This is a genomic window from Romboutsia weinsteinii (assembly GCF_002250835.2).
Lineage (GTDB): Bacteria > Bacillota > Clostridia > Peptostreptococcales > Peptostreptococcaceae > Romboutsia_A > Romboutsia_A weinsteinii.
In genome coordinates this window covers 87,342-112,747 of record NZ_NOJY02000009.1, presented here as the reverse complement: position 1 = coordinate 112,747, position 25,406 = coordinate 87,342, and the positions used below count along the sequence as shown (strand labels likewise).

Sequence of the window (25,406 nt, the reverse complement as noted above, 5' to 3'; positions counted from 1 at the left end):
TTTAAGGGCAATTTTATATTGCTCTATTTTTATGCACCCAATCCTAGTGGAGAGAATACTAAGTACATTATTGCCATTGCTATAATCGAGAATAGGGCTATTGGTTTTGCATATTTCCAAGGTGTAAGATCTACTACACCAGCATCCGCTTGTACAAAATCGTTTTCCCTCGGTTTAATTTTACCTACATATAACATTATTAAAATATTTATTGGGAATAATACACCTAATACATATAGGAAGTGTACATGTCCTAAGAATACTTTTGATAATGAGTATAATATTATATGTGATACTAAAGCAATCTTTGGAGCTATCGCCGGAACTTTTTTACTGAATATTCCAATAACTACAGCTGCAAGTATTGGCACATTATAGAATCCAAAACATTCTTGTAAATATCCAAATAATCCAGCTGGTGCATATAAAATAAATGGAGCTATTGCTATTGATAATATCGCAAGCCCAGTTGTAAATTTTCTACCCATATTAACTAGTTCCTCATCAGTCTTATCAAGAGCTACTTCATCATTACCTGATGTAGCTAACATTTTTTGAGCTTTCTTTTGCATAATAGGCTTATAGATATCTAATGTAAACAATGTTGATGTACTGTTTAATGCTCCATTAAATGAACTTAGTATAGCTCCGAATAAAACTGCTGCAAATAGTCCAAGTAGTGGTTTAGGTAGCACATCTAATACTAATGTAGGATACGCTAAATCTGCATTACTTAATGTATTTCCATATAAATGGAATGCAATTATTCCTGGTATTACTAAGAAAAATGGACCTATTAATTTTAAAAATCCTGTAAATATAACTCCTTTTTGAGCCTCTGCTAAGTTTTTAGCTCCAAAAGTTTTTTGAACAATAGCTTGGTTCGTACACCAGTAGAATAAGTTATTAAATAATAATCCTGTAAATAATACTGGCCATGGTACTAATGGTGCTTGTGAGTTTGCTGGATTTATTGCGTTTAGTTTTTCTGGGTTTACTGTAATCAAAGTATTTATTCCATCCATAAAACTTCCATCGCCAAGCGCTATAAGACCAAGTATTGGTATCATAAGTCCACCGATTAAAAGACCTACACCATTTATTGTATCAGCATATGCTGTTATTTTAAGTCCTCCAAAAGTTGTATATAATATGCCAACTACTCCTATTGCTCCACTTATTATAAGTATGGCTGAAAAATCACTTACACCTAATCTATCACTTATTCCAAATAATTGATTTAAAACTAAAGATCCTGAATAAAGTACTGTTGGTAAGTAAGTTAATATATATCCTAATATAAATAATAATGAAACTATTCTTTTAGTTGAGTAATCATAACGCTCTTCTAAAAAATCTGGTATTGTCGCTATACCACTTTTCAGATATTTTGGTAAAAATACAAAAGCCATTAATACTAATGCAACACAAGATGTAGCCTCCCAAGCCATAGGACCCATATTTGTCATATAACTTTGTCCTGTTAATCCTATTAACTGTTCTGTAGACAGATTTGTTAGCATTATTGTTCCTGCTATTGTTACTCCCGTAAGACTTCTTCCTGCAAGGAAATATCCATCTTTAGATGAAAAGTTCGAGCCTCTAGTTTTGTACCAAGATATAAATGCTACACCTAAAGTAAAAGCTAAAAATGTTATAATAACAAATAAATCCATAGTAATACCCCCGATTTTAAAATTTATTTTAAATAATAAGCAAGTTAATTTCATAACTTGCTTATTATTTTCTAGTTAAATGTCTAAAATATTTATGCTTCTACTTTTTCTAATTGAGTTTTTTGAGCTATATATTTTCTTGCCTTTAGGGCATATTCAAATGGATTAGCAATAGCTGGATCTTGCTCTGCTTCTACTAATAACCATCCTTCATAATTATTGTCAGCTAATACTCTAAATAATGGTTCAAAGTCTATGTCTCCATCACCAGGAACCGTAAATGCACCTAGTCTAACACCTTTTAAGAAACTTAATTTTTCTTCTTTTACGTTATTTACTATGTTTGATCTTATATCTTTTAAGTGCACGTGCTTAACTCTATCTACATATTTAGTTAATACTTCAAGAGCATTTTCTCCTGAATATACTAAATGTCCGCTATCAAATAATAAGTATACTAAGTTTTCATCAGTCATTGCCATTAGCTTGTCTATTTCTTCAGTAGTTTGTACTACTGTTCCCATATGATGATGGTATACTAATTTCATACCTTTTTCTTGAGCTAATGCTCCTAGTTTATTTAAACCTTCTGCTAGCATATTCCATTCTTCTTCGTTCATTATATATTTCCCATCAAATACCGGAGTTTCCATTTGACCTTGGATACTGTGACCTTGTTCTGAAACTACTACTACTTTTGCTCCCATTTCATGTAAGAAGTCTCTATGTTCTATAAACTCTTGCGCAGTTTCTTCATAAGGCTTTGTAGTTAAGAATGAACTAAACCATGCACTTGCTATTTCCATATTTCTAAGTTCTAAAGCTTTTTTAAGTACTTTAGTATCCCTTGGGTATTTATTTCCTACTTCACTTCCACTAAATCCAGCTAATGCCATTTCACTTATACACTGCTCAAAAGTATTTTCTTTTCCTAAGTCTGGCATATCATCATTTGTCCAAGCTATTGGAGCTATTCCTAATTTAACTTTATCTTTATTAAACATTTTTTATCCCCCTGATTAATGTAATTATTTATATAAATTAAGCTAAAGCATTTACTGTTTCTGATACTGATATTTCACTTATTTTAACTGGTCTATTTTCTCTTAATGACTTTTGTGCTGCTAATCCTATTAATACTGGATTTAATCCATCTAATACACCAACTGGTACTTCTGTATCATTTACTATTGCATCTACAAATTGGCTTACTTCATTTGCATATGCTTGCATATATCTTTGTAGGAAGAAGTAAAGTGGCTTTTCACCTGATACCCCATCTTTATTGCTTATTATTGCAGTTGAATTAGTATCGTTTCCTACTGATACAGAGCCTCTTGATCCGAATACTTCTGCTCTTTGATCATATCCATAACAAGCTTCTCTAGAATTATCTATTACTGCTAAGGCTCCGTTTGCTAACTTCATAGTTATTATTGCTGTATCTATATCTCCAGCTTTACCTATTTCTTCATTTACAAGTACTGCACCCATTGCATATACTTCTTCTACTTCACTGCCTGATAAGTATCTAACCATATCAAAATCATGTATAGTCATATCTAAGAACATTCCACCAGATACTTTAACATAGCTTACAGGAGGAGCTTCCGGGTCTCTAGAAGTTATTTTAATTATGTTTATATCACCTATTTTCCCAGCTTCTACAGCTTCTTTAGCTGCCATAAAGTTGTGGTCAAATCTTCTATTAAATCCTACTTGATATTTTACATTTGAATTTTCAAGTTCCTTTATAACATTTTGTATTTTTTCTACATCATGATCTATTGGTTTTTCACAGAATACATGCTTTCCTGCTTTTATAGCTTCTATTGATATTGGAGAGTGAGTGTCTGTTGAAGTACATATTAATACCGCGTCTATTTCTTCATCATTTAATATTTTTGTATAATCATCATATACTTCATCTATCCCCATTTCTTTCGCCCAAGCAACTGTTGAATCATCTAATATAAAGTTGTATATTGATTTTACTCTAGCTCCTTTAACATATCTGCTGATACTTTCTCCATGAACCTTTCCTATTCTTCCTGCCCCTATTATACCTATATTTATCATTTCAGATTCCCTCCATTTAGTAAGTTATATTTTATCTCTCGCTCCCATGTATTTTATAAGTTTACAGCGAGAGTTTATTTATTAAAATCATTTATTTAGTATTGTCTTGCCGTATTTAAGTTTGCTTTTTTATCTTCAAATGACTTTACAACACTATCTATCTTAGACATACCTGCTATTCCTACATGCCACCAAGCATCATATCCATGAGTCATAGTTTTTGGTAATACTTTTATATCTATCAAAGTTGGTAAAGTTTGCTTCTTAGAATCTTCTAAAGCTAATTTTAATTCTTCTACAGTTTTTACAGTGTATGTTTTTGCTCCGTATCCACTAGCTACTTTTGCAAAATCTATTCCTATATAATCTCCATCTAACTTATTAGTTTCATCATTTCTATATCTAAATTCCGTACATAAACTTCCTATTCCATTACCCATTTGAAGGTTATTTATACAACCGAATCCGCAGTTATCAAATAGTAATAAGTTTATCTTTTGTTTTTCTTGTATCGCTGTAACCAACTCAGTATGTAACATTAGATAGCTACCGTCTCCTACCATCGCATATACTTCTTTTTCTGGTTTAGCAAGCTTTGCTCCAAGAGAAGCTGCTATCTCATATCCCATACAAGAATATCCATATTCCATATGATAAGAATCTTTTTCAGATGCTTGCCATACTCTTTGAAGATCTCCCGGTAAACTTCCAGCCGCTCCTACTATTATAGAGTTTTCTTTTAAAGCCTCATTTATTACTCCAAGTGCTCTTGTTTGAGTAAGTACACTATCGTGAACTTTTATAAAGTCTTCTATAGCTGTTTCTACTCTCTCTTCAACTTCTGGCTCAAAACCTTCTGTATATTCAATATTGTTTAATCTGTTTAATTCTTCTTTCCATAATTGTTTTACATATTGTATTTCATTTTCATAACCCGATTTATAATACTCTATATGATTTGTTATATACTCTAAAGTTAACTTCGCATCTCCAACTAAGCTTACTGCATCAAGCTTAGAAGCATCAAATCTAGATGTATTTATCGTTAAAAACTCTACTTCATCATCTTTAAATAATGATTTTGATCCAGTTGTAAAATCTGTAAATCTAGTCCCTACTCCTATAACTAAATCACAATCTCTAGCTATCATATTAGCTGCTAGATTTCCCGTTACTCCTATACCACCTAAGTTTAGTTCTTCATTACAGCTTATAGCACTCTTTCCTGCTTGTGTTTCTGCAAATGGTATATTAAATTTATTAGCAAAATCAAGCAAATCTTTTCCCGCTTCAGAGTATTTTACTCCTCCACCACAGATTATTAAAGGCTTTTTCTTTGATTTTATAAGTGTCACTGCTTCTTCTAACTCTTCTTGACTTGGTAGTTGTCTTACCATTTTGTGTACTCTCTTTTTGAAGAAAGTTTCCGGGAAATCATATACTTCCCCTTGAACATCTTGTGGTAATGCAACACATACAGCTCCAGTATTTCCCATATCAGTAAGTACTCTCATTGCATTTATCATTGCACTCATAAGCTGTTCTGGTCTAGTTACTCTATCCCAATATTTACAAACAGGTCTAAATGCATCATTAGTACTTATTGATAAATTATGAGGTTGTTCTATTTGCTGAAGCACTGGATCTGGTTGTCTTGTAGAGAATACATCTCCTGGTAATAATAAAAGTGGTATATTATTAGCAGTTGCGCAAGCCGCTGCTGTTAACATATTTGCTGCTCCAGGACCTACTGATGAAGTTGCAGCATATATTTTTTTTCTATTATTTTGTTTTGCAAATCCCATTGCTGCTAAAGCCATTCCTTGCTCATTTCTACCTTGATGAACTTTTAAATTCCCTGGATTTTCATCTAATGCTTGACCAAGACCAACTACGTTTCCATGACCAAATATTGTAAATATACCTTCTACAAATTTTGATTCTTCTCTATCAAAACTTATATATTGACTATCTAAAAATTTGACTACAGCTTGAGCTACTGTCATTTTTATAGTTTTCATAATATCCCCCCTTATTTCTAATTATCTTTCCGGCCATATTTTTGTATCTTTTTCAAGTAACCATTTGTGTTCTTCTAAATCTATCCTTTGTGTCCATGGATTGTTATCAAAATGTCTTATCATCCAGCAGTAGTACATTGCATATCCTGGAGCAGATGTTTGTGGATGTATAAGTCCTCCTGGTATTGCAGCAAAACTATTATCTACTATCTTATAAGCATCTTCACCTATTAAAGAGAATCCAAATCCTTGTGGTTTATTAAACTTATAGTAATATACTTCTGGTTGTTCATGGTGATGAGGTATGTAACTTGACCATTTCCCTGGATAAGTTATTACTTCTCCCATTACCATATTTGAGTAAGGTGCATTATTGTAATCAAATATTGTTCTTACTACTCTTCTAGCAGTATCATTCCAAACGCCTTCCCCAAATATATCACTTTTACAGTTATTTTCATTGTATAAAACGTTTTCAAATACTTTATCATTTTCTGTTTGTTGTATTAATATCTCACAATCACTTAATGCAACAACAGTTATTGTTTTATCTTTACAAACATGTACACATGTTGGAGATTCATCAAATACTGAATGTCTTTCAGTTTCTAATTTTTTATTTTCCCAAGATAATTCCACTTTTCCATCTAATAATAATACTGCTATTTCTTTAGTATCTGAAACATATTTTCTTACTTCATTTTTTTTAAGTTTCTCTACTTGAATATCCATTAGCATGTTTGAATGTTTTCCATCTATTTCAGTTAATACATATTTACCATAAGATACTTGCCCTAATCTTTCTAGCATACAATTTCCCCCTTAAGCTCTTGCTACCATTTCTCCATGTTCTTTTTTAGCTTCTTCAATAAATTCACTAACACTTTCTGCACTTGGCATGTCATCAGAACAACTATGGCTTGCTACTAACATAGCAGCTGATGCACTACCAAACTCAAGACAATCTATAACTTCCCATCCTTCTAATAAACCATATATAAATGCTGATGCATATGCATCTCCTCCACCAAATGATTTTAATAATTTTACTGGGAAAGGTTTTATATTGAATTGTCTACCATCGTTAGTATAAGCAGTTGATCCTTCTTTACCATGTTTTATTACTACTATTTTATTACCATATTCTAACCATCTTTTAGCTGTTTCTTCATCATTACTATTTTTTGCTATTAATCCCTCTGTTAAGTCAAATTCTTCTCTAGATCCTATTATTATATCACTATTTTTTGCTACTAAAGAATAATATATAGATATTTCATCCTCATTTTTCCAGTTGTAAGCTCTGTAATCTACATCAAATATTACAACTGTATTATGTTTTTTTGCTATTTCAACAGCTTTAAGAGATGCCTCTCTTGATGGACTTTGGCAAAGAGCTGTTCCCGAAATTACTATAGCTTTAGCATTTTTGATATATTCTTCATCTATATCATCAACATCTAGCATTAAATCTGCAACACCGTTTCTATACATTAATATAGAACTTTCTGTAGGACTTAGTATCTCTGTAAAAGTTAATCCTAAAGATTCTCCATTTTTAGCTCTTACTATTCTTGATGTATCTATTCCCTCTTTATCAAAGTAATTTACAACAAAATCACCAAATCTATCATCTGAAACCTTACCTATAAATCCTACTTTTTTACCTAATCTGGAAACACCAACTGCTATATTTGCTGGAGAACCTCCTAGATATTTTCTAAAAGTTGTACTTTCAGCTAATGTCATGTGAATATCTACTGGGTTGAAATCTATTGCAACTCTTCCTATTGGAACTATATCAATCTCTCTATTTTGTTCAAACTTAATGTAACTCATTGTAATCCCCCTTAACATTTATTTTCACTTTGGAAAACCTTTATGTGTTTATATACATTGTTATAAGCTCCTACTGCTTGAGCACTACTTATATCAAAATAATTAATATTATTATTATTATTGTAAGTTTCTTTTACACTATCACTTACTGAGTTAAACGTTGATGTGGCAATATTTATCTTGCTAATTCCATATTTAACAGATTTTCTAAAATCTTCTTCACTTATTCCAGTTCCCCCATGTAATACTAGTGGCTTTTCTATTTCTTTTGAAATATTTTTAAGTACTTCAAAGTTAAGATTTGGTTCTCCTGAATATACTCCGTGAGCATTTCCTATTGCCACAGCTAAGAAGTTTACATCTGTATCATCTACAAACTTCCTGGCATCTTCTAATTCTGTATAAGCAATATTAATATTTTCACTTCCATCTTCACTACCGCCAACTCTTCCTACCTCTGCCTCTACACTTGCTCCATTCCTTTTAGCTTCCTCTATTACTTTCTTAGTTAAATCTATGTTTTCTTCTAATGGTAATTTAGATCCATCTATCATCACTGATGTAAAACCTAAATCAAGTGCCTTCTTTATATTTTCTAAAGTAAGACCATGGTCAAAGTTTACTGCTACGTCTACCCTTGAATTTTTTGCAGCCTCAATCATTATTGGACCTATCAATTCAATTGGTGAATAATTTAATCTTGCCTCTGCTATTTGAAGTATAATTGGTGAATTTAAGTCTTCTGCTGCTTTTATAGCTCCCATAACTGTTTCCATATTTGCCATATTGAAAGCTCCAACAGCATACTCTCCTTGCTTAGCATCATGTAATAGTTTTTTCATATTAACTAACGCCACAACCAACCCCTACTTTCATCAGAGATTTGTATATTTCTATTATGTCTTCCTTAGAAGGAACTCTCATTGTATTTCCTGGACTTCCACTTTCTAAAGCATCATCAGCCATTTTATCTAAGCTATTTAAAAATACTTCTCTTTCTATTCCAAACTCTTCTAGAGTCATTATATTTAACTTGTTACATAAATCTTTAACAGCTTCTACAAATAATGTAGCACCTTCTTCTTTAGTTTCTACATTTATTCCAATAGCTTTTGCTAAATCATCAAATCTTTCTACACATCCATCTTTTGCAAACTCTAAGCAATCTTTTAATAACATTGCATTTGATAGTCCGTGTGGTACATGATATAGTGCACCTATCGGTCTACTCATACCATGAACAATTGTTACTGATGAATTGTTAAATGCTATACCTGCTTCTAAAGAACCTATTGCCATTTCACTTCTCGCCTGTATATTACTTCCATCCTCATATGCCACTGGAAGATTTTCAAATATTCTTTTAACAGCAGATAAAGCAAATGTATCTGATAATGATTGAGATTTTTTTGATGTATAAGCTTCTATTGCATGAGTTAAGGCATCAACACCTGTTGCTGCTGTTACAGCCTTTGGAGCAGTTAATGTAAACATTGGATCAACTATTGCTAAATTAGGTATTAAACTTGCTCCTTTTAATAGCATTTTTATATTTCTTTTAGTATCCGAAATTATTGTAAACTGTGTAGCTTCTGATCCTGTCCCTGCTGTAGTCGGTATTGCTACCATTGTTGGTGGTTGATTTTCAATTACCTTTCCTAAGTAGTCTGTAATTTCTCCTGGATTTGTAATCATTGCACCTATTGCTTTCATTGCATCTATTGGCGATCCTCCACCTAATGCAATTAAAAAGTCACATCCTGATTCTTTATATAAATTAATTCCGCCTTCTACTATTTCATCTGTAGGCTCACTATTTACATTACTATAAACTTCATACTTTAAATTTATATCCTCAATAACTTTAGTAACTTTATCTACATTGCCTAACTTAACCATCATATTATCAGTTATTATTAATGCTTTTTTTCCAAAACCTTTTATTTGATCTTTAGATAACTCTAAAGCGTTCTCCCCAACTATAGTTTTATTTGGTACTATGAATAAACTAGCCATACTATCCCCCCTGTATTTAATTGATTATATATTTTATAAATACTCAATTATGTATAATTCTTTGTATATTTTGGTAATATATATACAAAGTTTTGAGTATATTTTGGTTAAATCTCATTTCTTAACTAAATTATAATCCAACATATACCAAAAGCGCAAGTATTTTTTCGAAAGTTTTTTATTATTTTTTGATTAACTTTTTATAAAGTTTTTGTTAACTTTATCAAACAAATGGTTTCTTTATGGTTATATCTATTGTATAATTATAAATATACACATAATTTGATTAAGTTTTGGAGGTGAAAATAATGCGTTCTAATAGAATCTTAGATTTAGAAAATTATATTATTGAAAATAAAACAGTTTCTTTAGATACTTTATGTGAAGTATTTGAAGTATCTAAGAATACAATAAGAAGAGATCTTAATGAGCTTGTTTTAAAAGGTTCTATAAAAAAGGTTTATGGTGGAGTATCTGTAAATGATGAGTCTTCATTAGTACCTTTTGATGAGAGAAATATTAAGAATATGAATTTTAAGATAGATTTAGGTAGGTGTGCTGCTGAGTTTGTTAATGATGGAGACATAATATTTATGGACTCTGGTACTACAACATTAAATATGATAGATTATATGAAAGATAAACATAATGTAACAATATTAACTAACAACTTAGAAATAATAGTTAAGTCTTTAAATTACCCAAATTTAAATATTATTACACTACCTGGTTCATTAATAAGAGAAACTAATTCATTTGTTGGAATTGATACTATTTCAATGTTAAGAAAGTATAACATTAATAAATCATTTATGGCATCTACAGGAATATCGATTGAAGGTGGAATTACAAACTCTCATCCACTTGAATCTGAAATAAAAAGGCTTGCTATTGATAAATCTTCTGAGTCTTTTTTGCTAGTTGATTCAACAAAGTTTGATTCTGCTGCACTAGTTACCTATGCTGATATAAGAGATGTTAATAGTATAATTACTAATTCTTTACCTAGTAAAAAGTATGTTGAATATACGAAAGAAAATAGTATTAATTTGATAATTACAGATTAATATTATTGAATAAGCTGTTTCAAAATTTGAAACAGCTTATTTTTTATATCTGTTTAATTATGCATTACTCTCTGCATTATTACTTATTTTATATAAACTTACTTGTATCTTATCTTCTAGATTGTAGTCTTGCCCGTATAAATTAATTTCAACAGATTTATCACCAGTATTTTTAATATTAACCAACTCTTCATCAACCTCTATATTTAAAGTAGTATCTCTATAATTTATATTAAATGAGTATCCTTGCAAATTATTGGGAAGTTTTGGTTCAAAATGAAGTTTATTACCTAAAACCTTCATACCTGCAAACCCGTGTACTATACAAAGCCAAGCTCCTGACATAGAAGTTATATGAAGCCCATCTTCAGTATCATTATTGTAGTTATCTAAATCAAGCCTCGCTGCCCTTGAATATAACTCATATGCTTTATCTAAATTATCAACTTTTGATGCAATTATAGAATATATGCATGCTGATAGTGATGATTCATGGACTGTATACATCTCATAGAAATCAAAGTTTTTCTTTATTTGCTCTTTACTAAACCTTTCGCTAAAGTAGTAAATACCTTGTAATACGTCAGCTTGCTTTATAAAACAAGATCTAAGTATCTTATCCCAAGACCAATTTTGATTTAGAGGTAAATTTTCTTTAGATAACTCATTTACTTTTATAAATTCTTTATCTAAATAAGTATCATGTTGAACAAATATATCTAAATCCTTATCATAAGGAAGATACATCTTTTGTGCAATATTTAGCCAGTTGCTGGATTCTTCTATAGTTACATGGTTTCTATCTATAGCTTCTGGACACTCAATTTTTAGCATTTCTATGTTTTCACAAGCATATTCTAAACACCATTTAGCCATATAGTTTGTGTACCAGTTATTATTTACGTTATTTTCATATTCATTTGGTCCTGTAACACCATGAATCATATACATTTCTTTCCTTGGCGAATAGTGTACTCTACTTTCCCAAAATCTTGCTACTTCTACTATAATATCTATTCCTTTTTCTTTTATATAGCTATTATCTGAATTGTAAGTAGTATAATTGTATATGGCATAAACCATACTTGCATTTCTATGAATTTCTTCAAATGTAATTTCCCATTCATTGTGACACTCTACACCATTAAAAGTAACCATAGGATATAGTGCTCCACTTAGACCCAACTGCTTTGCATTATCTTTTGCTTGTTGTAATTGATTATGCCTATATGTTAATAAGTTTTTTCCTATTTCTTTATTTGTAGTTGCAAGATATAGAGAAAGGCAATACGCTTCTGTATCCCAATAAGTTGCTCCGCCATACTTTTCTCCTGTAAATCCTTTTGGCCCAATATTTAATCTTGCATCATCTCCATAGTATGTAGAGAATAATTGAAATAAGTTATATCTTATACCTTGCTGTGCAAATTGATTTCCTCTTATATTTATATCTGCACTTTCCCATCTTTTATTCCATGCATTACACTGCTCTTTTAATATAGTCTCATAACCTTTTGAAATTTCGTTAACTAATATTTTATTTGCAACTTCGATTAATTCATTTTCATTATAATCTCTAGTAGTTGTTATTGCTACATACTTTTCTATGCCTACAGTTTCATCTTTTTCAATATCAAGTACTATTGTATTTGAACTATAGTATTCTTTATTTTTAAAAGTAACTTCTTTAGGTTTTTTACTAGACTTTATACCCATTGCAGCACAAACTGTAAATATCTCTGTATTGAATATATTTTCTTTTGTTCTACAAACTATATTTCCATAGTTTTCATTACTATTGCTTTCTAAATTAACCCAGAAATTTTCTTCATAGTTAGAGTCTTCATTTTTGACATTTGAATCTAAATATGGAACAAACATTACTTCTCCAGAGAAATTTAAAGCCTTTATATCGTATTTTATAGTACCTAGTTCTTTAGTAACTATACTTAAAAACCTAGTAACACTTGCTTCTATTTCATATCCATCAACATCTACTGTAAATTTACGAGATAAAACTCCATTTTTCATATCTAGTTCTCTATAAAAACTCTTTATCTTAAATTTAGCTAAATCAAGCTGTTTCCCATTAATGTATATATCTATACCTATGAAATTTACGCTATTTGGAACTTTTCCAAAGTACTCTGGATATCCATTTTTCCACCAACCAACTCGAGTTTTATCTGGATACCAAATCCCTGCTATATATGAACCCCTGTGACTATCTTTTGAGTAATATTCTTCATAGTTACCTCTCATCCCCATATATCCATTACCTATACTCATTATAGATTCAGCTAATCTATTTTCTTTAATTTCTATCTCATCTTGTATTATCTTCCATTCATTTATATTCTTAAATAAACGTTGCATAATAAATCCCCCATAATTTTTCTTATTTACTATAATATTGTATATATTTCTTTATGAGTGTATTAAAGTCTAGATCAGTTGTATTTTTTACTATATAATTAGCCTCTTTTAGCACATTTTCATCACCAATACCCACTGAATACATATTAGCTGAGTTTATAGCTTCTATTCCAGCACTTGCATCTTCAAATCCTATACAATCTTTAGGATCTACATTAAGACCTTTTATTGCCATCAAAAATATCTCTGGATTCGGTTTACTTTGTGTACATTTAGAAGCATCTGCTACAAAATCAAAGTAATCTTTAAGTTGAAGATTTTGTAAAACTGCATCTGCATTTTTACTTGCTGATGCTAATCCTATTTTTATTCCCTTATCTTTTGTCTCATTTAGTAGTTCTTTTATGCCTGGTAAAATATCTTTTGGTGTTACATTTTTTATCAATTCTTTATAGTAATCATTTTTTTTATTTGCTAATATTACTTTTTCTTCATAACTAAAATCATATTCTCTTCCTTTAAGTTTTAAAATGCTTTCTAGAGATTCTAATCTACTTATTCCTTTTAATGATTCATTGAACTTTTCATCTATGTCTATATTTATACTTTTAGCAAGTTCTTTCCAAGCTATATAATGATAGTGCGCAGTATCAGTTATAACACCATCTAAATCAAATATGAAAGCTTCCAATACTATCCCCCCTAATTACATATTTTTAAAACTTCAAATTACCCTGCTTCTATCTCTATATATTGGCTTATCTAATTTCAAAACTTATGCAATCGGTTGTATTATGTTTATATTTTATATGATAACACTCCTCTTTCTCCTGCGTAACCATTTTCTCTCTTATCTTTAATAAATTCTATAAATAAAAACAATATTACTTATTTGTAATATGGTTTTTATTTATATGAACTAAATTATAATATCAATAATTTTACTTAAGCCTACTATGATTTTATTATTTTTTACAATTTATAAAGCTATTTTCCGTTATAATTTTTCAATATCTTCATATTCCTCAATTTTTATTTTCTCTACTTCTTCTTTAGTCAAAATTTTTTTTCTTGATACTAGTGTTTTGCAAACCTTGCAAAAATAACTTATCGCTCCTCAACTGTCAAACACCTCAAGTTTAGATGTACACTTTGGACAATAGTAATCCTTTATCATGTGTATTCCCCCCTCATGTCATTTTCTTATTATTATACTACAAAAGCCATCTATATATAGATGGCTTTTACAATTATGCAACTAATTTATCTTCTTTTATTGCCTTAAGTTTTGGTAATCCAAATGATATTGCTATTATACCGCACACTAACATTAGACCTGGATAGTATAAGTATCTTAATATTTCTAGTGGTGATACTCCTGCAATACCTGCAGCTGTAAGTAATTGTGCTCCATAAGGAATCATACCTTGCCAACAAGAAGAGAATATATCTAATATACTTGCACTCTTTCTCGGATCTATGTCATACTCTTTAGCTATATCTTTTGCTAGTGGTCCAGCTGTTACTATTGCTATAGTATTATTAGCTGTACATAAATCAACTATACTTACTAAAGCTGCTATTCCAAACTCAGCACCTTTTTTGCTCTTTATTTTACTTGTTATGAAGTAAAGTATAAAGTCTATACCACCGTTAAACTTAATTATTTCAACTACTCCACCTACAACTATTACTAAAAGACATATTTCTTGCATTCCAACTATACCATCTGATACAGCGTTTATAAAACCTAATACATCAAATGCATTTGAAAATATTCCTATAGCTCCTGCAAATAATATCCCTGAACCTAATAATACAAATACATTAACACCACATAATGCACCTATTAGTACTGCTAGATAAGGTAATACTTTAACTATCTCATAACTATATGATTCTTTTACTACACCATCATATCCTGATGCTACTACAGCTAGTAATACTGCCGTAATTATTGCTGCTGGAAGAACTATTAAGAAGTTTGTCTTAAACTTGTCCTTTAATTCACACCCTTGTGTTCTTGTTGCAGCTATTGTCGTATCAGATATCATTGATAAATTATCACCAAACATAGCTCCACCTACTACTGCTCCTATAACTAAAGCTATTGGCATTCCTGTTTTCTCTGCAACACCAAGAGCTATTGGTCCTAAAGCTGCTATTGTTCCCATTGACGTTCCCATTGAAACAGATATAAAGCATGCTATTATAAATAGTCCTGATAATAAAAGATTTGGAGGTAATACAGATAAACTTAAATTTACTGTTGAGTCTACTCCACCCATTGATTTTGCAACACTTGAAAAAGCACCTGCTAAAACAAATATCATAACCATTAATATAATATTAAAGTCACCTGCGCCTTTACAAAATACTTCTATCTTCGTCTGAAGACTTTCTTTTCTGTTAAATATAAGTGCAAAAGCTGCTGCAATAATAAACGCAACTAATACTGGCATCTTATAAAAATCACCTGTTATAATTCCACTTCCTACAAATAGTAATAAAAATATACCTAATGGCAATAAGGCCATAGGATTTCCTTTGTTGATTTGACTTTTCATGTCTATTTCTCCTTTTTTATGTATTAAAATAAGCCTGAGCATAAACTCAGGCTTTAAAAGCATAACTATACTCATCTACCAGCAAAATGCTGCAGGATTTAGCACCCGTATATAAAATATACTGGTTGCCGGGCTTCATAGGGCCAGTCCCTCCACCGCTCTTGATAAGAGTATTAAATTTTCTCATCTCATATTACAAAATTTTCTTACAGTTGTCAATAGTATAACTTAATTAATTGTACATAATTTTCTAAAAAAGGTTATTCTTATTCAGCATCGAATTATATATTTTAAAGATTATCCATCAAAATATAGCACAAAGGAGGTACCTATGCAAAGCAAAAACTTATATAGATTAATTTTTTCTATTGTCTTAACCTTAATAATGTTTAATATTTTTCAATCTAATATTTTAATGACTATTCAACAATCTGGCAAGTCTTTAACATTATTATTAGTTGCTGTAATAGGATTAGTAGTGCATATAGTTCACGATAGTATAGATGAATAAGTATTATTTACTTATCACTTATACTTTTTGTATTTATGTAATACAGATTTAAGTAATATTATAATTATTCTCCTCTATACTCTCCATATATAGTAATTACTGATTTACCTGGAATGAAATCAAACTCTCCCAAGCTAGATTCAATATACCTGCCTTGAGGCACTTCTATTTTTGTAATTATAAGTAAATTATTATCATTTAATATAGCTTGCGGTTCAAACTTTGCTTTTTCTTTTCCAGGTTCTTGTATTTCTCCTTCTGCTTTACTATAATACATGTCTTCTAAGACATACTCTTCTATCTTTACATTAATTGCTTTTAGATTTCCATTATTTATTAATTCTAATTTATAGCTCATTGTATCTCCAATATTGCTAGGATACTTATCTATACATTTTGTAACAGTTAGACTTGCATATTCCATATAAGTTAAAGTATATGCATCAGCTATCTCTTTATCTAGCGGATTTATTTCTAGACTTTTATCTTCATCAATATAAGAGTAACCTAATCTTATCTCATTTTTTAATACTTCTGTAGATGTATTATTATCTATTTCTGCATTAAAATTTACAATTACTATATCTCCTGTATATATTATTTTATTTATGACTATTTTTAGTCTATTTTCTATATCATCAATTTCTAAGTAATAATCCAATCTATATTCTAGAGCATCTGTATTAACTATAACTTCTATACTTTGATTTATATATGTTAATTCTTTAGGCATATTATCTAGCACTACTAATTTATTAAAGTTTATGTTTCCTTTATTAGCTAGTATAACAGTATAGTCTATTATATCTCCTGGTTTAGAATATTTTTTTCCTGATATTTTATTTATATATAAATTTGGCACTATTGGTTTTGTATCTTTTTCAATTAATATAGTTGAATCTTTTTCAATATTTTCAATTAATAAATCTGGCTGATATTCATATATAATACTAGATATTTTCTTATCATATTTATCTTCCATATAGGTTAACTCCTTAATGTAACTTATCTTATTTATTAATAATATTTAATTTTAGAAAAAAGCGATATTAAAAAACATCGCTTTTTTGATTTTATATAATTATCCAGTATATGTTCCAGTTATTGTTATAGTCGCTTCACCATTAGTTAAAGTAGTATCTACTAATTTAGCAGCAGGAACTACAATCCCAGTTATAGTCAAAAGATTTTCTGAGTCTGTTGCTCCTGATAAAGAAAGGTCTTCACTAGTTCCTCCGGGTACTAATTTTGTTCCTGCTACTGATGTATATGTCATTTCTTTTGGTATAAGATCTTTTATCTCTACATTTATAGCATCTACATTTCCGCTATTTTCTAATGTTAATGTATATGTCATTGCTCCACCAACTGCTTGTGGCTTTGTGTTCATTGCTTTTGCTACATTTGTAATATTAGCGAAGCTGTAAGTTGTTGATAAATTAAGTTTTTGTGCATCTACAGGTGCTACTACTATATCTGCTCCACCTGTATTTAGTGGATCTTTGTATGAATACCCAATTGATATTTCATTAGCAAAATCTTCTCCTGCAACTGCTCCTGTTCCACTATCTTTTGCAGTTATCAATGCTACAACTTCTTTGTCCTCAGCTATACCAGATGCAGGAGTTATAGTAAATTGGTTAGTTGCAAAGGCTATTTCTCCAGAATCTGCTGCTACACCATCAATATAAACCTTAATATTATCTTTAGAAAAAGTTAAATTTGATGCTCCATCATTTTTTATTACTATATTTGAAAAAGATACATTACCTGTATTTACTATTGAAAGGTTATAAGTTACTACATTACCAGGTTTTAAAAAATTAGTATGTGATATATCAGTTAATGTAAAGCTAGGTACACCGGCTTCTACTATATCTTCACTAGAAACAGGGGATACTAGAGATGCATTTTCTACGATATCTATTGTTGCATCTGGCTGATATTGATAGCTTATGTTAGCTATATTTTTTATTTTTTTAGTAGTTGCCATTAAAACACTCTCCTATATATATTTGTGTTCAATAGCATATTATTATTTTTTTCATCGTTTTGTGACACTTTTAATTTTATTGTATTATTTTATAGTCACTTTGTTGTTGCTTCTATAGAGTTAGTAATCTATCTAAAAACACATATTTTACCACCTTTATTACATTGATTACATGATATGCATCTAAGCTTTGTATTTTTATCTAATTTCCATTTATTTATTAAATCTGGTTCACTGTGTAAAGGTCTTGACATTGATATAAATTCAATTTTTTCCTTATTTATAATGTCTTCCATTATATCGATACTTCTAAGCCCACCAACTATGGCTACTGGTGAATCAACTATATTAGCTACCTTAGATGTATTCTCTCTAAAATAAGCCTCATCATCTTTAGTCTTTACCTTTCTAATTGCACCTTCATTTTCTCTTGAACAACCCATACCTCCACTTATCTCTATTAGATCAATTCCCATTTTATCAAGTGTCTCGCATACTTCAATACACTCTTCTATATTGTAGCTATCTTCATCTATAAAATTGTCACTATTGATTTTAACTGATATTATAAAGTTTTTTCCAGCTTCACTCCTTATTCCTTCATAAATTTCATATATTATTCTTCCTCTATTTTCTATGTTTCCACCATACTCGTCTTTTCTTCTATTAAAATATGGAGACAAAAATTGGCTTAGTAAATATCCATGAGCTATATGAAGCTGTACTCCATCAAATCCTGACTTTTCTGCTCTTACTGCCGCATCAATAAATTTTTGTATAATATATTTTATGTTATCTTTGGTCATTTCAATTGGTGTCATGTTGCTTGATGGATTTTTAATAGAAGATGGTCCAAAAACTATATTATCTTTTGAGTTATTTTTTGATTGAGAACCACCATATACAATTTGCATAATTACCTTCGTATCGTATTTATGAATTATACTTGTTAGCTTTTTATATTCTTCTATAAATGAATCATCATATATTCCCATCATATTTATGCTTGGTATTTCATTTTTATCTATCTTCGCAAAGCTTGAAATAATTGTTCCTACACCACCCTTTGCTAGATCTTCATAGTAGTCAAATAGAATTTGTTTTCTATTGTGTCCATCACTGTCAGACAGTTTCTCACATGTTGCTGATCTTATAAACCTATTTTTCACTTCAATATTTCCTATTTTAACTCTATCAAATAAACTATTCATTTTACCCCTCCAGTATTACAAATAATAAAAAAGGATAGAAATCATACTATATTTCCTATCCTTATATTATTATACAATTATTTCCATGTTATATCTGCATCTTTTCTAGGTACAGTTCTAGAATATTTAGTATCTGGGTAGCCTATAACCATACATGTTACTATTTTTTTACCTTCTTCAATGCCTAAATAATCATTAATATGTTTATTTGATTGAGCCGCTCTAACTAAAAAACCACTGAAGAATGTTCCTAAATCTAATGCATTTGTCATCAATTCCATATTAGATGAAGCTAGTGCACCATTAACATCAGAATCAGATACCACTAACACTACCGCTGGAGCATTGAAGAAAAGCATATCATTTTTTTTAGGATCTTCTTTATATGCTTTATGCATTCTTAACCACATTTTTGCATATTTTTCTATTTGCTTGTTTTCAGGAGTTGAGTTTTTAAGTACATACTCTCCCATATTCTTTAAAGTTTCTATTACCATTTCTTTTAGTTCATTTATATTATCTTTTACTACTATATAAGAAACATTTTGAAGATTACCACCTGTTTGAGTAAATCTTCCTGCCTCTATTATTTTAGCAAGTTTTTTATTCTCAACATCTTTATTTTTAAATTGTCTTATTGTTCTTCTAAATTTTATAAAATTAAGTAACTTATCTGCATCTATATTGAAATCTTCTTTCTTATATTCTTTTACATCATCCATACTATATTCATCTGTTGATACTGCATGCTTTGGGCAGATTGCTATGCAATGCCCACATTTCATACAAGTTTTATTTTTTATATGAGCCTTATTATCTTGTATTTCTATATCCCTAACAAAACAGTCTTTTATACATAGTCCACACCCTATACATTTGTCTTTATCAACTATCATCATCTAAAATCAACTCCCATAAACTTAATTTTTAATATATACTAAATATATTAGCATATTTTCCTTTTCCAGGCTTATTTTATAACATTTATATAATAATTAATGGCGAACCTGTTATAAGTTCGCCATTTATATTTATCTTCTTTTTTTATTCTTTGATTTCTTCTTTTTATTTCCCCTCATTTTTTCTCTATTTGCTTTTAACTCTGCTTTGATTTGAGCCTTTTTTTCTTCAGTTTTCTTTTCTTCTTTTGAAACATAAAAGTTTAAACCTACTAATAGTATCCCTAAAAATACGAATACTACATTTTTTAAAAGTAGACCTATCACAATTATTATTGCGTTCATTATATTGCTAATATTATGTCTGTTTTTTTTCATAAATTCTTTCATTTTGAATATCCTCTTTCGATTTATAATAATCTATATTCTTATAGTTTAAGAAAGAGTTAATAATAAGTCAATGATATTTTTATTAGTTATGTACTTTATTATTTATAATGCTAATTTATAAATAGCAAATACATCCTCCCAGTTAAGCTTTTTAACTCCACCTAAAAGATTTTCTTTACCACTTTCAAAGTTTGTAGCTTTCTTTGCCATTAGCTCAAGCTTATTATCATCTATATTAAGATCCTCTAATCTTAAAGGTAGTTCCATTTCTCTAAAGAAATTCTTTAATCTCTTTATTCCTTCTAGCGCTATCTTATCACTGTCTCTATAAGCTACATCTACTCCCATAACATTTATGGCAAATTGTACAAACATATCTACATTAGTTTTGTAAACATAAGTCATCCAAGCAGGTGTAACAACAGCTAACCCAGCACCGTGTGCTACATCATATATAGCACTAAGCTCATGTTCTATATTATGAGATGCCCAGTCTTGCTCTCTACCTATACCAAGAAGACCATTATGTGCAATTGTTCCAGCAAGAGCTATTTCAGACCATGCTTCATAATTTTTATTATCTTCTTTTAATATTAGTGCATTTTTCATAATAGTTTTTAATGTACTCTCACATAATCCATCTATTAATTCAGTGTTCTTTGTATTAGTAAAATATCTCTCCATAATATGTATCATCATATCGCATACACCATTTGCAATCTGATTAGCAGGAAGTGTAAAGTAAATCTTAGGGTTTATGATACTAAAAATAGGACGAAGATTTTCTCTTCCATAAGACAGCTTAAGCTCTTTGTCCTCATTTGTTATAACTGCTCCACTGCTTGCTTCACTTCCAGCTGCAGGTATAGTTAATATTGTAGATGTTGGCAAGGCTCCATTATTATCTTTATTAGTTAAGAAGAAATCCCAAACATCACCTTCATTTTTAGCACCTAAAGCAATAGTTTTTGCTGAATCTATAACACTTCCTCCTCCTACAGCAAGTATAAAGTCTACATTTTCTTCTATACACAGCTTTATACCTTCATTAACCAGAGACAGTCTTGGGTTAGGTTTTACTCCCCCAAGCTCTACAAAATCTATGTTATTTGCTTTTAATGAGTTAATAACATCATCATATACTCCAGTACTTTTTATGCTTCCACCACCATAATGAAGTAGTACCTTACTTGCATGAGGTTTTAAAACTTCTCCGACAGTCTTGTGTGTATCTTCTCCAAATATTATTCTAGTTTTATTTTCATAATCAAAATTTAACATACTAAATCTCCTTCATTACTGTAATTACGTTACAGTATTCTTTATAAACCTTGATAATACTTTTGTCAAGTTAATATAAAATATTGTCAATTATTACTTTTGAATATTATCTAAAAATCAGTACAAAATATTACTAATATGCAATGCAAAATAATGGAGGTAGAATATGAAAATAATAACTGATGACTATATAAAAGTTAGAAATGCAATGTCAAATGGCGCAAGAACTTTAGATGATATTAAAGATATGACTGACATAACTATTGATACTACAGACCTTAAAAATGATATAGAATCAATATTACAAAATGCATGTAAATGTAGAAGTGTTTCTGTAGAAGAAGTGGTTAAAGCTATTCAAAATGGTGCAGATACTGTTGAGAAGATTGGTGAAGTAACTAAGGCAGGTACTGCTTGTGGTAGATGTAAAGGACTTTTAAATAACATAATCGATACTACAAAATAATTTATTTTTTACAATTAATGTATAATTTTTTTCTTATTATACAACATAATAATGGAGGTGTTTTTATGATAAATTTAACTACAAAAGAAAGATTATTATTAGAAGATGAAAAAAGCCATGAAGAGCTATGTGTATCAAAGTATAAAGATTACGCTACTAAAGCTAGTGATCCAGAACTAAAAAATTTATTTAATCAAATTGCTCAACATGAACAACAACATTTAAATTCTATTAACCAATTATTAAGCGGAGTTGTTCCAAATGTTAATCAACAACAAGGTCAAGGCTCTCAACAAAGTCAACAACAAAATAGTATGCCAAATTTAAGTTCTTCATCTATGCCAAATTTACAAATGAATCAAGGTAGTAGATATAATCAAAACGATAAAATGTTATGTCAAGACTGTCTATCTACAGAGAAATATGTATCATCTACATACAATACTACTATTTTTGAATTTAAAGATACTAATGCAAGACAAGTCTTAAACCATATTCAAAAAGAAGAACAAGAACACGGTTACCAAATATACGACTATATGAGTAAGCATGGTATGTACAACTAGTATATAGTATAAATTTAATATATAAAAATAAACGGTAACCTAGCTAAATGTTACCGTTTATTTTTATATATTTTAATTTTGATTTTGCAATAAATGTAATTTATTATATAATAATGTAGATAAATATAATAAGGAGGGGGAATATGAAGAAAAAAAGACATAAAAATATTATACTAATAATATTTATTATTACAGTATCGATGGTGTTTATATTTTTTGCTATAGATAAAAAAGTTTTGGCTGAAATAACATTAGAATATAAGTTAAGTCAACTAGATCTTACTACCCCTAATGAAGTACTCGAAAATAAGCTACAAATATTAAATGAACTCAATAATATACAAAGTAGTGGAGAACTAAAATTTACTAAAAGTAATGTTATTTTTTATATACCACACCAAGATGATGAAATTTTATTCTTTTCTTCAGCTATAATTAATGCAGTTAATTCTGTAGGTAAAGAAAATGTACATATTATACTTGTTAGTGATGGAACACAAGCTAGATACAAAGAAAAAATATCTGATAAGCTAGATGAGTATTCTAAAAATCAAGGTTTATATAGTGAAAATAGTGAAAAACAACTAGAAATTAGAAATAATATCTTTTCCCAGTCTAGGACAAATGAATTTTATGAAGCTGTAAGTTTTTTAGGAATAGATAAAAATAACATTATAACACTTGGATATCCTGATGGTAATCTTCCAAACTATTTATTCGAAATAGAAGAAATTATAAAAAATATTAATAATCAATATAATGGTGATATTACCCATGTAACTTACTCACCTTTTTTAGATAGTCACGAAGACCATAAAACTCTAGGAAGGGCTTTATTAAATACATATATGGACTTAGATGTCAAAGATGTTTATTTTGTTGTAAAAGATTTTTTTGACAGTTCAATTCCAATAGAACAGTTGATTACTTCAACTGTAAATTCAAAACCTGATATAGAAAAGATAAAAAAAGGTATAGAATCATATTCAATATTTGATCTAGATAATGGAAGATTTGCTATTGGACTGTATTCTGCAAAAAATTTATTTGATAATTTATCACAACATATTTCAAATGGAGAAGTAAAAGTTAGTTTGCACGGTCCTATTACTAATTTAGATAGATTAACTCATGAGGATGGAAGAATTGATTGGAAAAAGAATAAGATAAACTGCTTTAGATGATTAATATATAATAAATTTTAATTTATCACTAAATATTATTATCTGATTTTGGTCAAAATAAATATATAAAAAGACTAAAATAAGGAGATAGATATGGATAAAAAAAATAAATGCGAATGCAATAATCAGTGGGCAGGTGCAAATACTACTTTAACTAGTAAAGCAGGAGCAAAGCAAAAAGATGAAAATAATAACCAATGGACATCTACTAGTAAGAAGTCTCCTGAAATGTATGCAACAAATTGCCACCCTGAAAAACATAATAATAATAAATAAAAACCGTAATTTTTACGGTTTTTATTTTTCTATAAATTCATTTCATTTAAAATATCTCTAAGTGCTCTTAGTTCATCGTTTGTAAGAGTTATTCCTTTTCCCATCTTTTCATGTTCAGGAGACCAATCTCTTAAATCAAACTTAGGAGCATTATTATTCCAACTTATTAAGTTAAGTTCCTTAGTCCATCCCTTTGCTCCACTAGAAATTTCACCTATAGTTTCTAGTATTTCATAACTAATATTTGCCATTATCTATCACCTCTATATAAAAGAATATAACATATTCTTGCTTTTTAAAAGAGTAATTGCTACTTTTTATATAGATTTTTTAATTACTTTAATACCATTCTCTTGTTCTATATATTCATAATCACTATTTACTGTATTAACAAATGCTTTAATCCATAAACTTCTTAGAATATAAAAATCATCAACATTAAGATTCTCTTTCTCCCACATTTCTTTGTGAACACACACTCTTCTCTTCCACTCTACTCTATCCTCATCAGAAATTAAAACTTCATTTACTCTATCACAAGGCATACCATCCAATATATAATCATTTACACTATTATATATATCTTTTGCAGTTTTGAGCTCAATTTCTTCTGTTTTAACTTCTTTTGCTGCTTTAATTCCTTGTCCCATATATATATTCTCTATTTTTACAAATGCATCATTGTCATTTTTAATTATATTAGAGGTCCATGCAGCCATTCGTCCTTCTGCAGCACGTATTTTTTCTTGCAACCATCCATGAATATTGCCTTTATCTATCATTTCTTCTAGAGGCATATTAGGTAATTTTCCTCCGTATTTTGTATTTATCTCATTGCTTAAAGTAACTATATCTAACCCTTCTTCTTTCGCTAACTTAATTATTTCATCTTCTAATCCTTCAAACCATAATATTTTATTGAATAACCAGTAGTGTATCTTTCCTAAAAATAAACTCATTATTTTACCTCCCATATTTTATTATTTAT

Annotated in this window: 25 protein-coding genes and 1 riboswitch; of the genes, 6 read left to right on the top strand and 19 right to left on the bottom strand. The window is 29.4% G+C overall.

Going from position 1 to position 25,406, the window contains the following annotated elements; all coding sequences use genetic code 11:
• Positions 1-29: 29 nt before the first annotated feature.
• The 8 genes from CHL78_RS07200 to CHL78_RS07165 form a co-directional block, all read right to left on the bottom strand.
• Positions 30-1,676, bottom strand: a complete 1,647-nt coding sequence (locus CHL78_RS07200; protein WP_094367765.1) for a solute:sodium symporter family transporter — start codon at positions 1,674-1,676, stop codon at positions 30-32.
• 92 nt (positions 1,677-1,768) lie between these two features.
• Positions 1,769-2,680, bottom strand: a complete 912-nt coding sequence (gene iolE, locus CHL78_RS07195) for a myo-inosose-2 dehydratase (RefSeq protein WP_094367766.1) — start codon at positions 2,678-2,680, stop codon at positions 1,769-1,771.
• Positions 2,681-2,717: 37 nt separating this feature from the next.
• Positions 2,718-3,755, bottom strand: coding sequence for an inositol 2-dehydrogenase (gene iolG / locus CHL78_RS07190; RefSeq protein ID WP_094367767.1), 1,038 nt, complete (start codon positions 3,753-3,755; stop codon positions 2,718-2,720).
• A gap of 95 nt (positions 3,756-3,850) precedes the next feature.
• Positions 3,851-5,776, bottom strand: coding sequence for a 3D-(3,5/4)-trihydroxycyclohexane-1,2-dione acylhydrolase (decyclizing) (gene iolD, locus CHL78_RS07185; RefSeq protein WP_094367768.1), 1,926 nt, complete (start codon positions 5,774-5,776; stop codon positions 3,851-3,853).
• A gap of 21 nt (positions 5,777-5,797) precedes the next feature.
• Complete coding sequence (locus tag CHL78_RS07180; RefSeq protein WP_094367769.1) at positions 5,798-6,586, bottom strand: 5-deoxy-glucuronate isomerase; 789 nt, start codon at positions 6,584-6,586, stop codon at positions 5,798-5,800.
• Between the two features lie 12 nt (positions 6,587-6,598).
• Positions 6,599-7,615, bottom strand: coding sequence for a 5-dehydro-2-deoxygluconokinase (gene iolC, locus CHL78_RS07175; RefSeq protein ID WP_094367770.1), 1,017 nt, complete (start codon positions 7,613-7,615; stop codon positions 6,599-6,601).
• Between the two features lie 11 nt (positions 7,616-7,626).
• Positions 7,627-8,472 carry a class II fructose-bisphosphate aldolase gene (locus CHL78_RS07170; protein ID WP_094367771.1) on the bottom strand — a complete coding sequence of 282 codons (846 nt, stop codon included), beginning with the start codon at positions 8,470-8,472 and terminating at the stop codon, positions 7,627-7,629.
• Positions 8,459-9,631, bottom strand: a complete 1,173-nt coding sequence (locus tag CHL78_RS07165; RefSeq protein WP_094367772.1) for an iron-containing alcohol dehydrogenase — start codon at positions 9,629-9,631, stop codon at positions 8,459-8,461. Before CHL78_RS07165 ends, CHL78_RS07170 begins: the two co-directional genes overlap by 14 nt.
• 308 nt (positions 9,632-9,939) lie before the next feature.
• On the opposite strand from CHL78_RS07165, the gene CHL78_RS07160 reads away from it, so the two are divergent.
• Positions 9,940-10,698 (top strand): DeoR/GlpR family DNA-binding transcription regulator, encoded by a 759-nt coding sequence (locus CHL78_RS07160; RefSeq protein ID WP_094367773.1) that lies wholly within the window; start codon positions 9,940-9,942, stop codon positions 10,696-10,698.
• A gap of 57 nt (positions 10,699-10,755) precedes the next feature.
• Here CHL78_RS07160 and CHL78_RS07155 read toward each other — a convergent pair whose 3' ends face one another.
• The 3 genes from CHL78_RS07155 to CHL78_RS07145 form a co-directional block, all read right to left on the bottom strand.
• Complete coding sequence (locus CHL78_RS07155) at positions 10,756-13,074, bottom strand: family 65 glycosyl hydrolase domain-containing protein (protein WP_094367774.1); 2,319 nt, start codon at positions 13,072-13,074, stop codon at positions 10,756-10,758.
• Positions 13,075-13,096: 22 nt separating this feature from the next.
• Positions 13,097-13,765 (bottom strand): beta-phosphoglucomutase, encoded by a 669-nt coding sequence (gene pgmB, locus CHL78_RS07150; RefSeq protein ID WP_094367775.1) that lies wholly within the window; start codon positions 13,763-13,765, stop codon positions 13,097-13,099.
• A gap of 559 nt (positions 13,766-14,324) precedes the next feature.
• Positions 14,325-15,641, bottom strand: coding sequence for a Na+/H+ antiporter NhaC family protein (locus CHL78_RS07145; protein ID WP_116041304.1), 1,317 nt, complete (start codon positions 15,639-15,641; stop codon positions 14,325-14,327).
• Positions 15,642-15,709: 68 nt separating this feature from the next.
• A riboswitch (SAM riboswitch) is annotated at positions 15,710-15,812 on the bottom strand.
• Positions 15,813-15,972: 160 nt separating this feature from the next.
• Here CHL78_RS07145 and CHL78_RS07140 point away from each other — a divergent pair.
• Entirely contained in the window at positions 15,973-16,152 is a 180-nt protein-coding gene (locus CHL78_RS07140; RefSeq protein ID WP_094369087.1) for a hypothetical protein, read from the top strand.
• Between the two features lie 64 nt (positions 16,153-16,216).
• On the opposite strand, the gene CHL78_RS07135 is transcribed toward CHL78_RS07140, so the two are convergent.
• The 6 genes from CHL78_RS07135 to CHL78_RS07110 form a co-directional block, all read right to left on the bottom strand.
• Entirely contained in the window at positions 16,217-17,134 is a 918-nt protein-coding gene (locus CHL78_RS07135) for a DUF11 domain-containing protein (protein WP_094369088.1), read from the bottom strand.
• Between the two features lie 99 nt (positions 17,135-17,233).
• Positions 17,234-18,145, bottom strand: coding sequence for a DUF7507 domain-containing protein (locus CHL78_RS07130; protein WP_094369089.1), 912 nt, complete (start codon positions 18,143-18,145; stop codon positions 17,234-17,236).
• 128 nt (positions 18,146-18,273) lie between these two features.
• A complete protein-coding gene (locus CHL78_RS07125; RefSeq protein ID WP_094369090.1) occupies positions 18,274-19,356 on the bottom strand; it encodes an NADH:flavin oxidoreductase in 1,083 nt (360 codons plus the stop codon).
• Between the two features lie 77 nt (positions 19,357-19,433).
• Entirely contained in the window at positions 19,434-20,255 is an 822-nt protein-coding gene (locus CHL78_RS07120; protein ID WP_094369091.1) for a nitroreductase family protein, read from the bottom strand.
• Positions 20,256-20,387: 132 nt separating this feature from the next.
• Positions 20,388-20,645, bottom strand: a complete 258-nt coding sequence (locus CHL78_RS07115; RefSeq protein ID WP_094369092.1) for a hypothetical protein — start codon at positions 20,643-20,645, stop codon at positions 20,388-20,390.
• A gap of 102 nt (positions 20,646-20,747) precedes the next feature.
• Entirely contained in the window at positions 20,748-21,926 is a 1,179-nt protein-coding gene (locus CHL78_RS07110) for an iron-containing alcohol dehydrogenase (protein WP_094369093.1), read from the bottom strand.
• A gap of 166 nt (positions 21,927-22,092) precedes the next feature.
• Here CHL78_RS07110 and CHL78_RS07105 point away from each other — a divergent pair, with 166 nt between their 5' ends.
• The 4 genes from CHL78_RS07105 (at position 22,093) to CHL78_RS07090 (ending at position 24,418) form a co-directional block, all read left to right on the top strand.
• Entirely contained in the window at positions 22,093-22,392 is a 300-nt protein-coding gene (locus tag CHL78_RS07105; RefSeq protein WP_094369094.1) for a (2Fe-2S)-binding protein, read from the top strand.
• A 65-nt stretch (positions 22,393-22,457) separates the two neighbouring features.
• Positions 22,458-22,958: a spore coat protein gene (locus CHL78_RS07100; protein WP_094369095.1), complete on the top strand. Its 501-nt coding sequence runs from the start codon at positions 22,458-22,460 to the stop codon at positions 22,956-22,958.
• A 143-nt stretch (positions 22,959-23,101) separates the two neighbouring features.
• The gene (locus CHL78_RS07095) at positions 23,102-24,142 is read left to right on the top strand and encodes a PIG-L family deacetylase (RefSeq protein WP_094366067.1); all 1,041 of its coding nucleotides are present in this window, start codon (positions 23,102-23,104) and stop codon (positions 24,140-24,142) included.
• A 93-nt stretch (positions 24,143-24,235) separates the two neighbouring features.
• A complete protein-coding gene (locus CHL78_RS07090; protein WP_094366069.1) occupies positions 24,236-24,418 on the top strand; it encodes a hypothetical protein in 183 nt (60 codons plus the stop codon).
• Positions 24,419-24,447: 29 nt separating this feature from the next.
• On the opposite strand, the gene CHL78_RS07085 is transcribed toward CHL78_RS07090, so the two are convergent.
• Both CHL78_RS07085 and CHL78_RS07080 read right to left on the bottom strand, forming a co-directional pair.
• Positions 24,448-24,669: a YdbC family protein gene (locus CHL78_RS07085; RefSeq protein ID WP_094366071.1), complete on the bottom strand. Its 222-nt coding sequence runs from the start codon at positions 24,667-24,669 to the stop codon at positions 24,448-24,450.
• A 66-nt stretch (positions 24,670-24,735) separates the two neighbouring features.
• Complete coding sequence (locus CHL78_RS07080; RefSeq protein ID WP_094366073.1) at positions 24,736-25,377, bottom strand: hypothetical protein; 642 nt, start codon at positions 25,375-25,377, stop codon at positions 24,736-24,738.
• Positions 25,378-25,406: the final 29 nt, after the last annotated feature.

What these genes read in the sequence shown, in the direction of transcription:
- CHL78_RS07115 (WP_094369092.1), bottom strand. Translation starts at nt 20,645, where the DNA reads ATGAAAGAATTTATGAAAAAAAACAGACATAATATTAGCAATATAATG.
- CHL78_RS07090 (WP_094366069.1), top strand. Translation starts at nt 24,236, where the DNA reads ATGGATAAAAAAAATAAATGCGAATGCAATAATCAGTGGGCAGGTGCA.
- iolE (WP_094367766.1), bottom strand. Translation starts at nt 2,680, where the DNA reads ATGTTTAATAAAGATAAAGTTAAATTAGGAATAGCTCCAATAGCTTGG.
- CHL78_RS07110 (WP_094369093.1), bottom strand. Translation starts at nt 21,926, where the DNA reads ATGTTAAATTTTGATTATGAAAATAAAACTAGAATAATATTTGGAGAA.
- CHL78_RS07095 (WP_094366067.1), top strand. Translation starts at nt 23,102, where the DNA reads ATGAAGAAAAAAAGACATAAAAATATTATACTAATAATATTTATTATT.
- CHL78_RS07145 (WP_116041304.1), bottom strand. Translation starts at nt 15,641, where the DNA reads ATGAAAAGTCAAATCAACAAAGGAAATCCTATGGCCTTATTGCCATTA.
- CHL78_RS07180 (WP_094367769.1), bottom strand. Translation starts at nt 6,586, where the DNA reads ATGCTAGAAAGATTAGGGCAAGTATCTTATGGTAAATATGTATTAACT.
- CHL78_RS07085 (WP_094366071.1), bottom strand. Translation starts at nt 24,669, where the DNA reads ATGGCAAATATTAGTTATGAAATACTAGAAACTATAGGTGAAATTTCT.
- CHL78_RS07165 (WP_094367772.1), bottom strand. Translation starts at nt 9,631, where the DNA reads ATGGCTAGTTTATTCATAGTACCAAATAAAACTATAGTTGGGGAGAAC.
- CHL78_RS07140 (WP_094369087.1), top strand. Translation starts at nt 15,973, where the DNA reads ATGCAAAGCAAAAACTTATATAGATTAATTTTTTCTATTGTCTTAACC.
- CHL78_RS07160 (WP_094367773.1), top strand. Translation starts at nt 9,940, where the DNA reads ATGCGTTCTAATAGAATCTTAGATTTAGAAAATTATATTATTGAAAAT.
- CHL78_RS07125 (WP_094369090.1), bottom strand. Translation starts at nt 19,356, where the DNA reads ATGAATAGTTTATTTGATAGAGTTAAAATAGGAAATATTGAAGTGAAA.
- CHL78_RS07130 (WP_094369089.1), bottom strand. Translation starts at nt 18,145, where the DNA reads ATGGCAACTACTAAAAAAATAAAAAATATAGCTAACATAAGCTATCAA.
- CHL78_RS07080 (WP_094366073.1), bottom strand. Translation starts at nt 25,377, where the DNA reads ATGAGTTTATTTTTAGGAAAGATACACTACTGGTTATTCAATAAAATA.
- CHL78_RS07200 (WP_094367765.1), bottom strand. Translation starts at nt 1,676, where the DNA reads ATGGATTTATTTGTTATTATAACATTTTTAGCTTTTACTTTAGGTGTA.
- iolD (WP_094367768.1), bottom strand. Translation starts at nt 5,776, where the DNA reads ATGAAAACTATAAAAATGACAGTAGCTCAAGCTGTAGTCAAATTTTTA.
- CHL78_RS07100 (WP_094369095.1), top strand. Translation starts at nt 22,458, where the DNA reads ATGATAAATTTAACTACAAAAGAAAGATTATTATTAGAAGATGAAAAA.
- CHL78_RS07120 (WP_094369091.1), bottom strand. Translation starts at nt 20,255, where the DNA reads ATGATGATAGTTGATAAAGACAAATGTATAGGGTGTGGACTATGTATA.
- iolC (WP_094367770.1), bottom strand. Translation starts at nt 7,615, where the DNA reads ATGAGTTACATTAAGTTTGAACAAAATAGAGAGATTGATATAGTTCCA.
- CHL78_RS07155 (WP_094367774.1), bottom strand. Translation starts at nt 13,074, where the DNA reads ATGCAACGTTTATTTAAGAATATAAATGAATGGAAGATAATACAAGAT.
- iolG (WP_094367767.1), bottom strand. Translation starts at nt 3,755, where the DNA reads ATGATAAATATAGGTATAATAGGGGCAGGAAGAATAGGAAAGGTTCAT.
- CHL78_RS07105 (WP_094369094.1), top strand. Translation starts at nt 22,093, where the DNA reads ATGAAAATAATAACTGATGACTATATAAAAGTTAGAAATGCAATGTCA.
- CHL78_RS07135 (WP_094369088.1), bottom strand. Translation starts at nt 17,134, where the DNA reads ATGGAAGATAAATATGATAAGAAAATATCTAGTATTATATATGAATAT.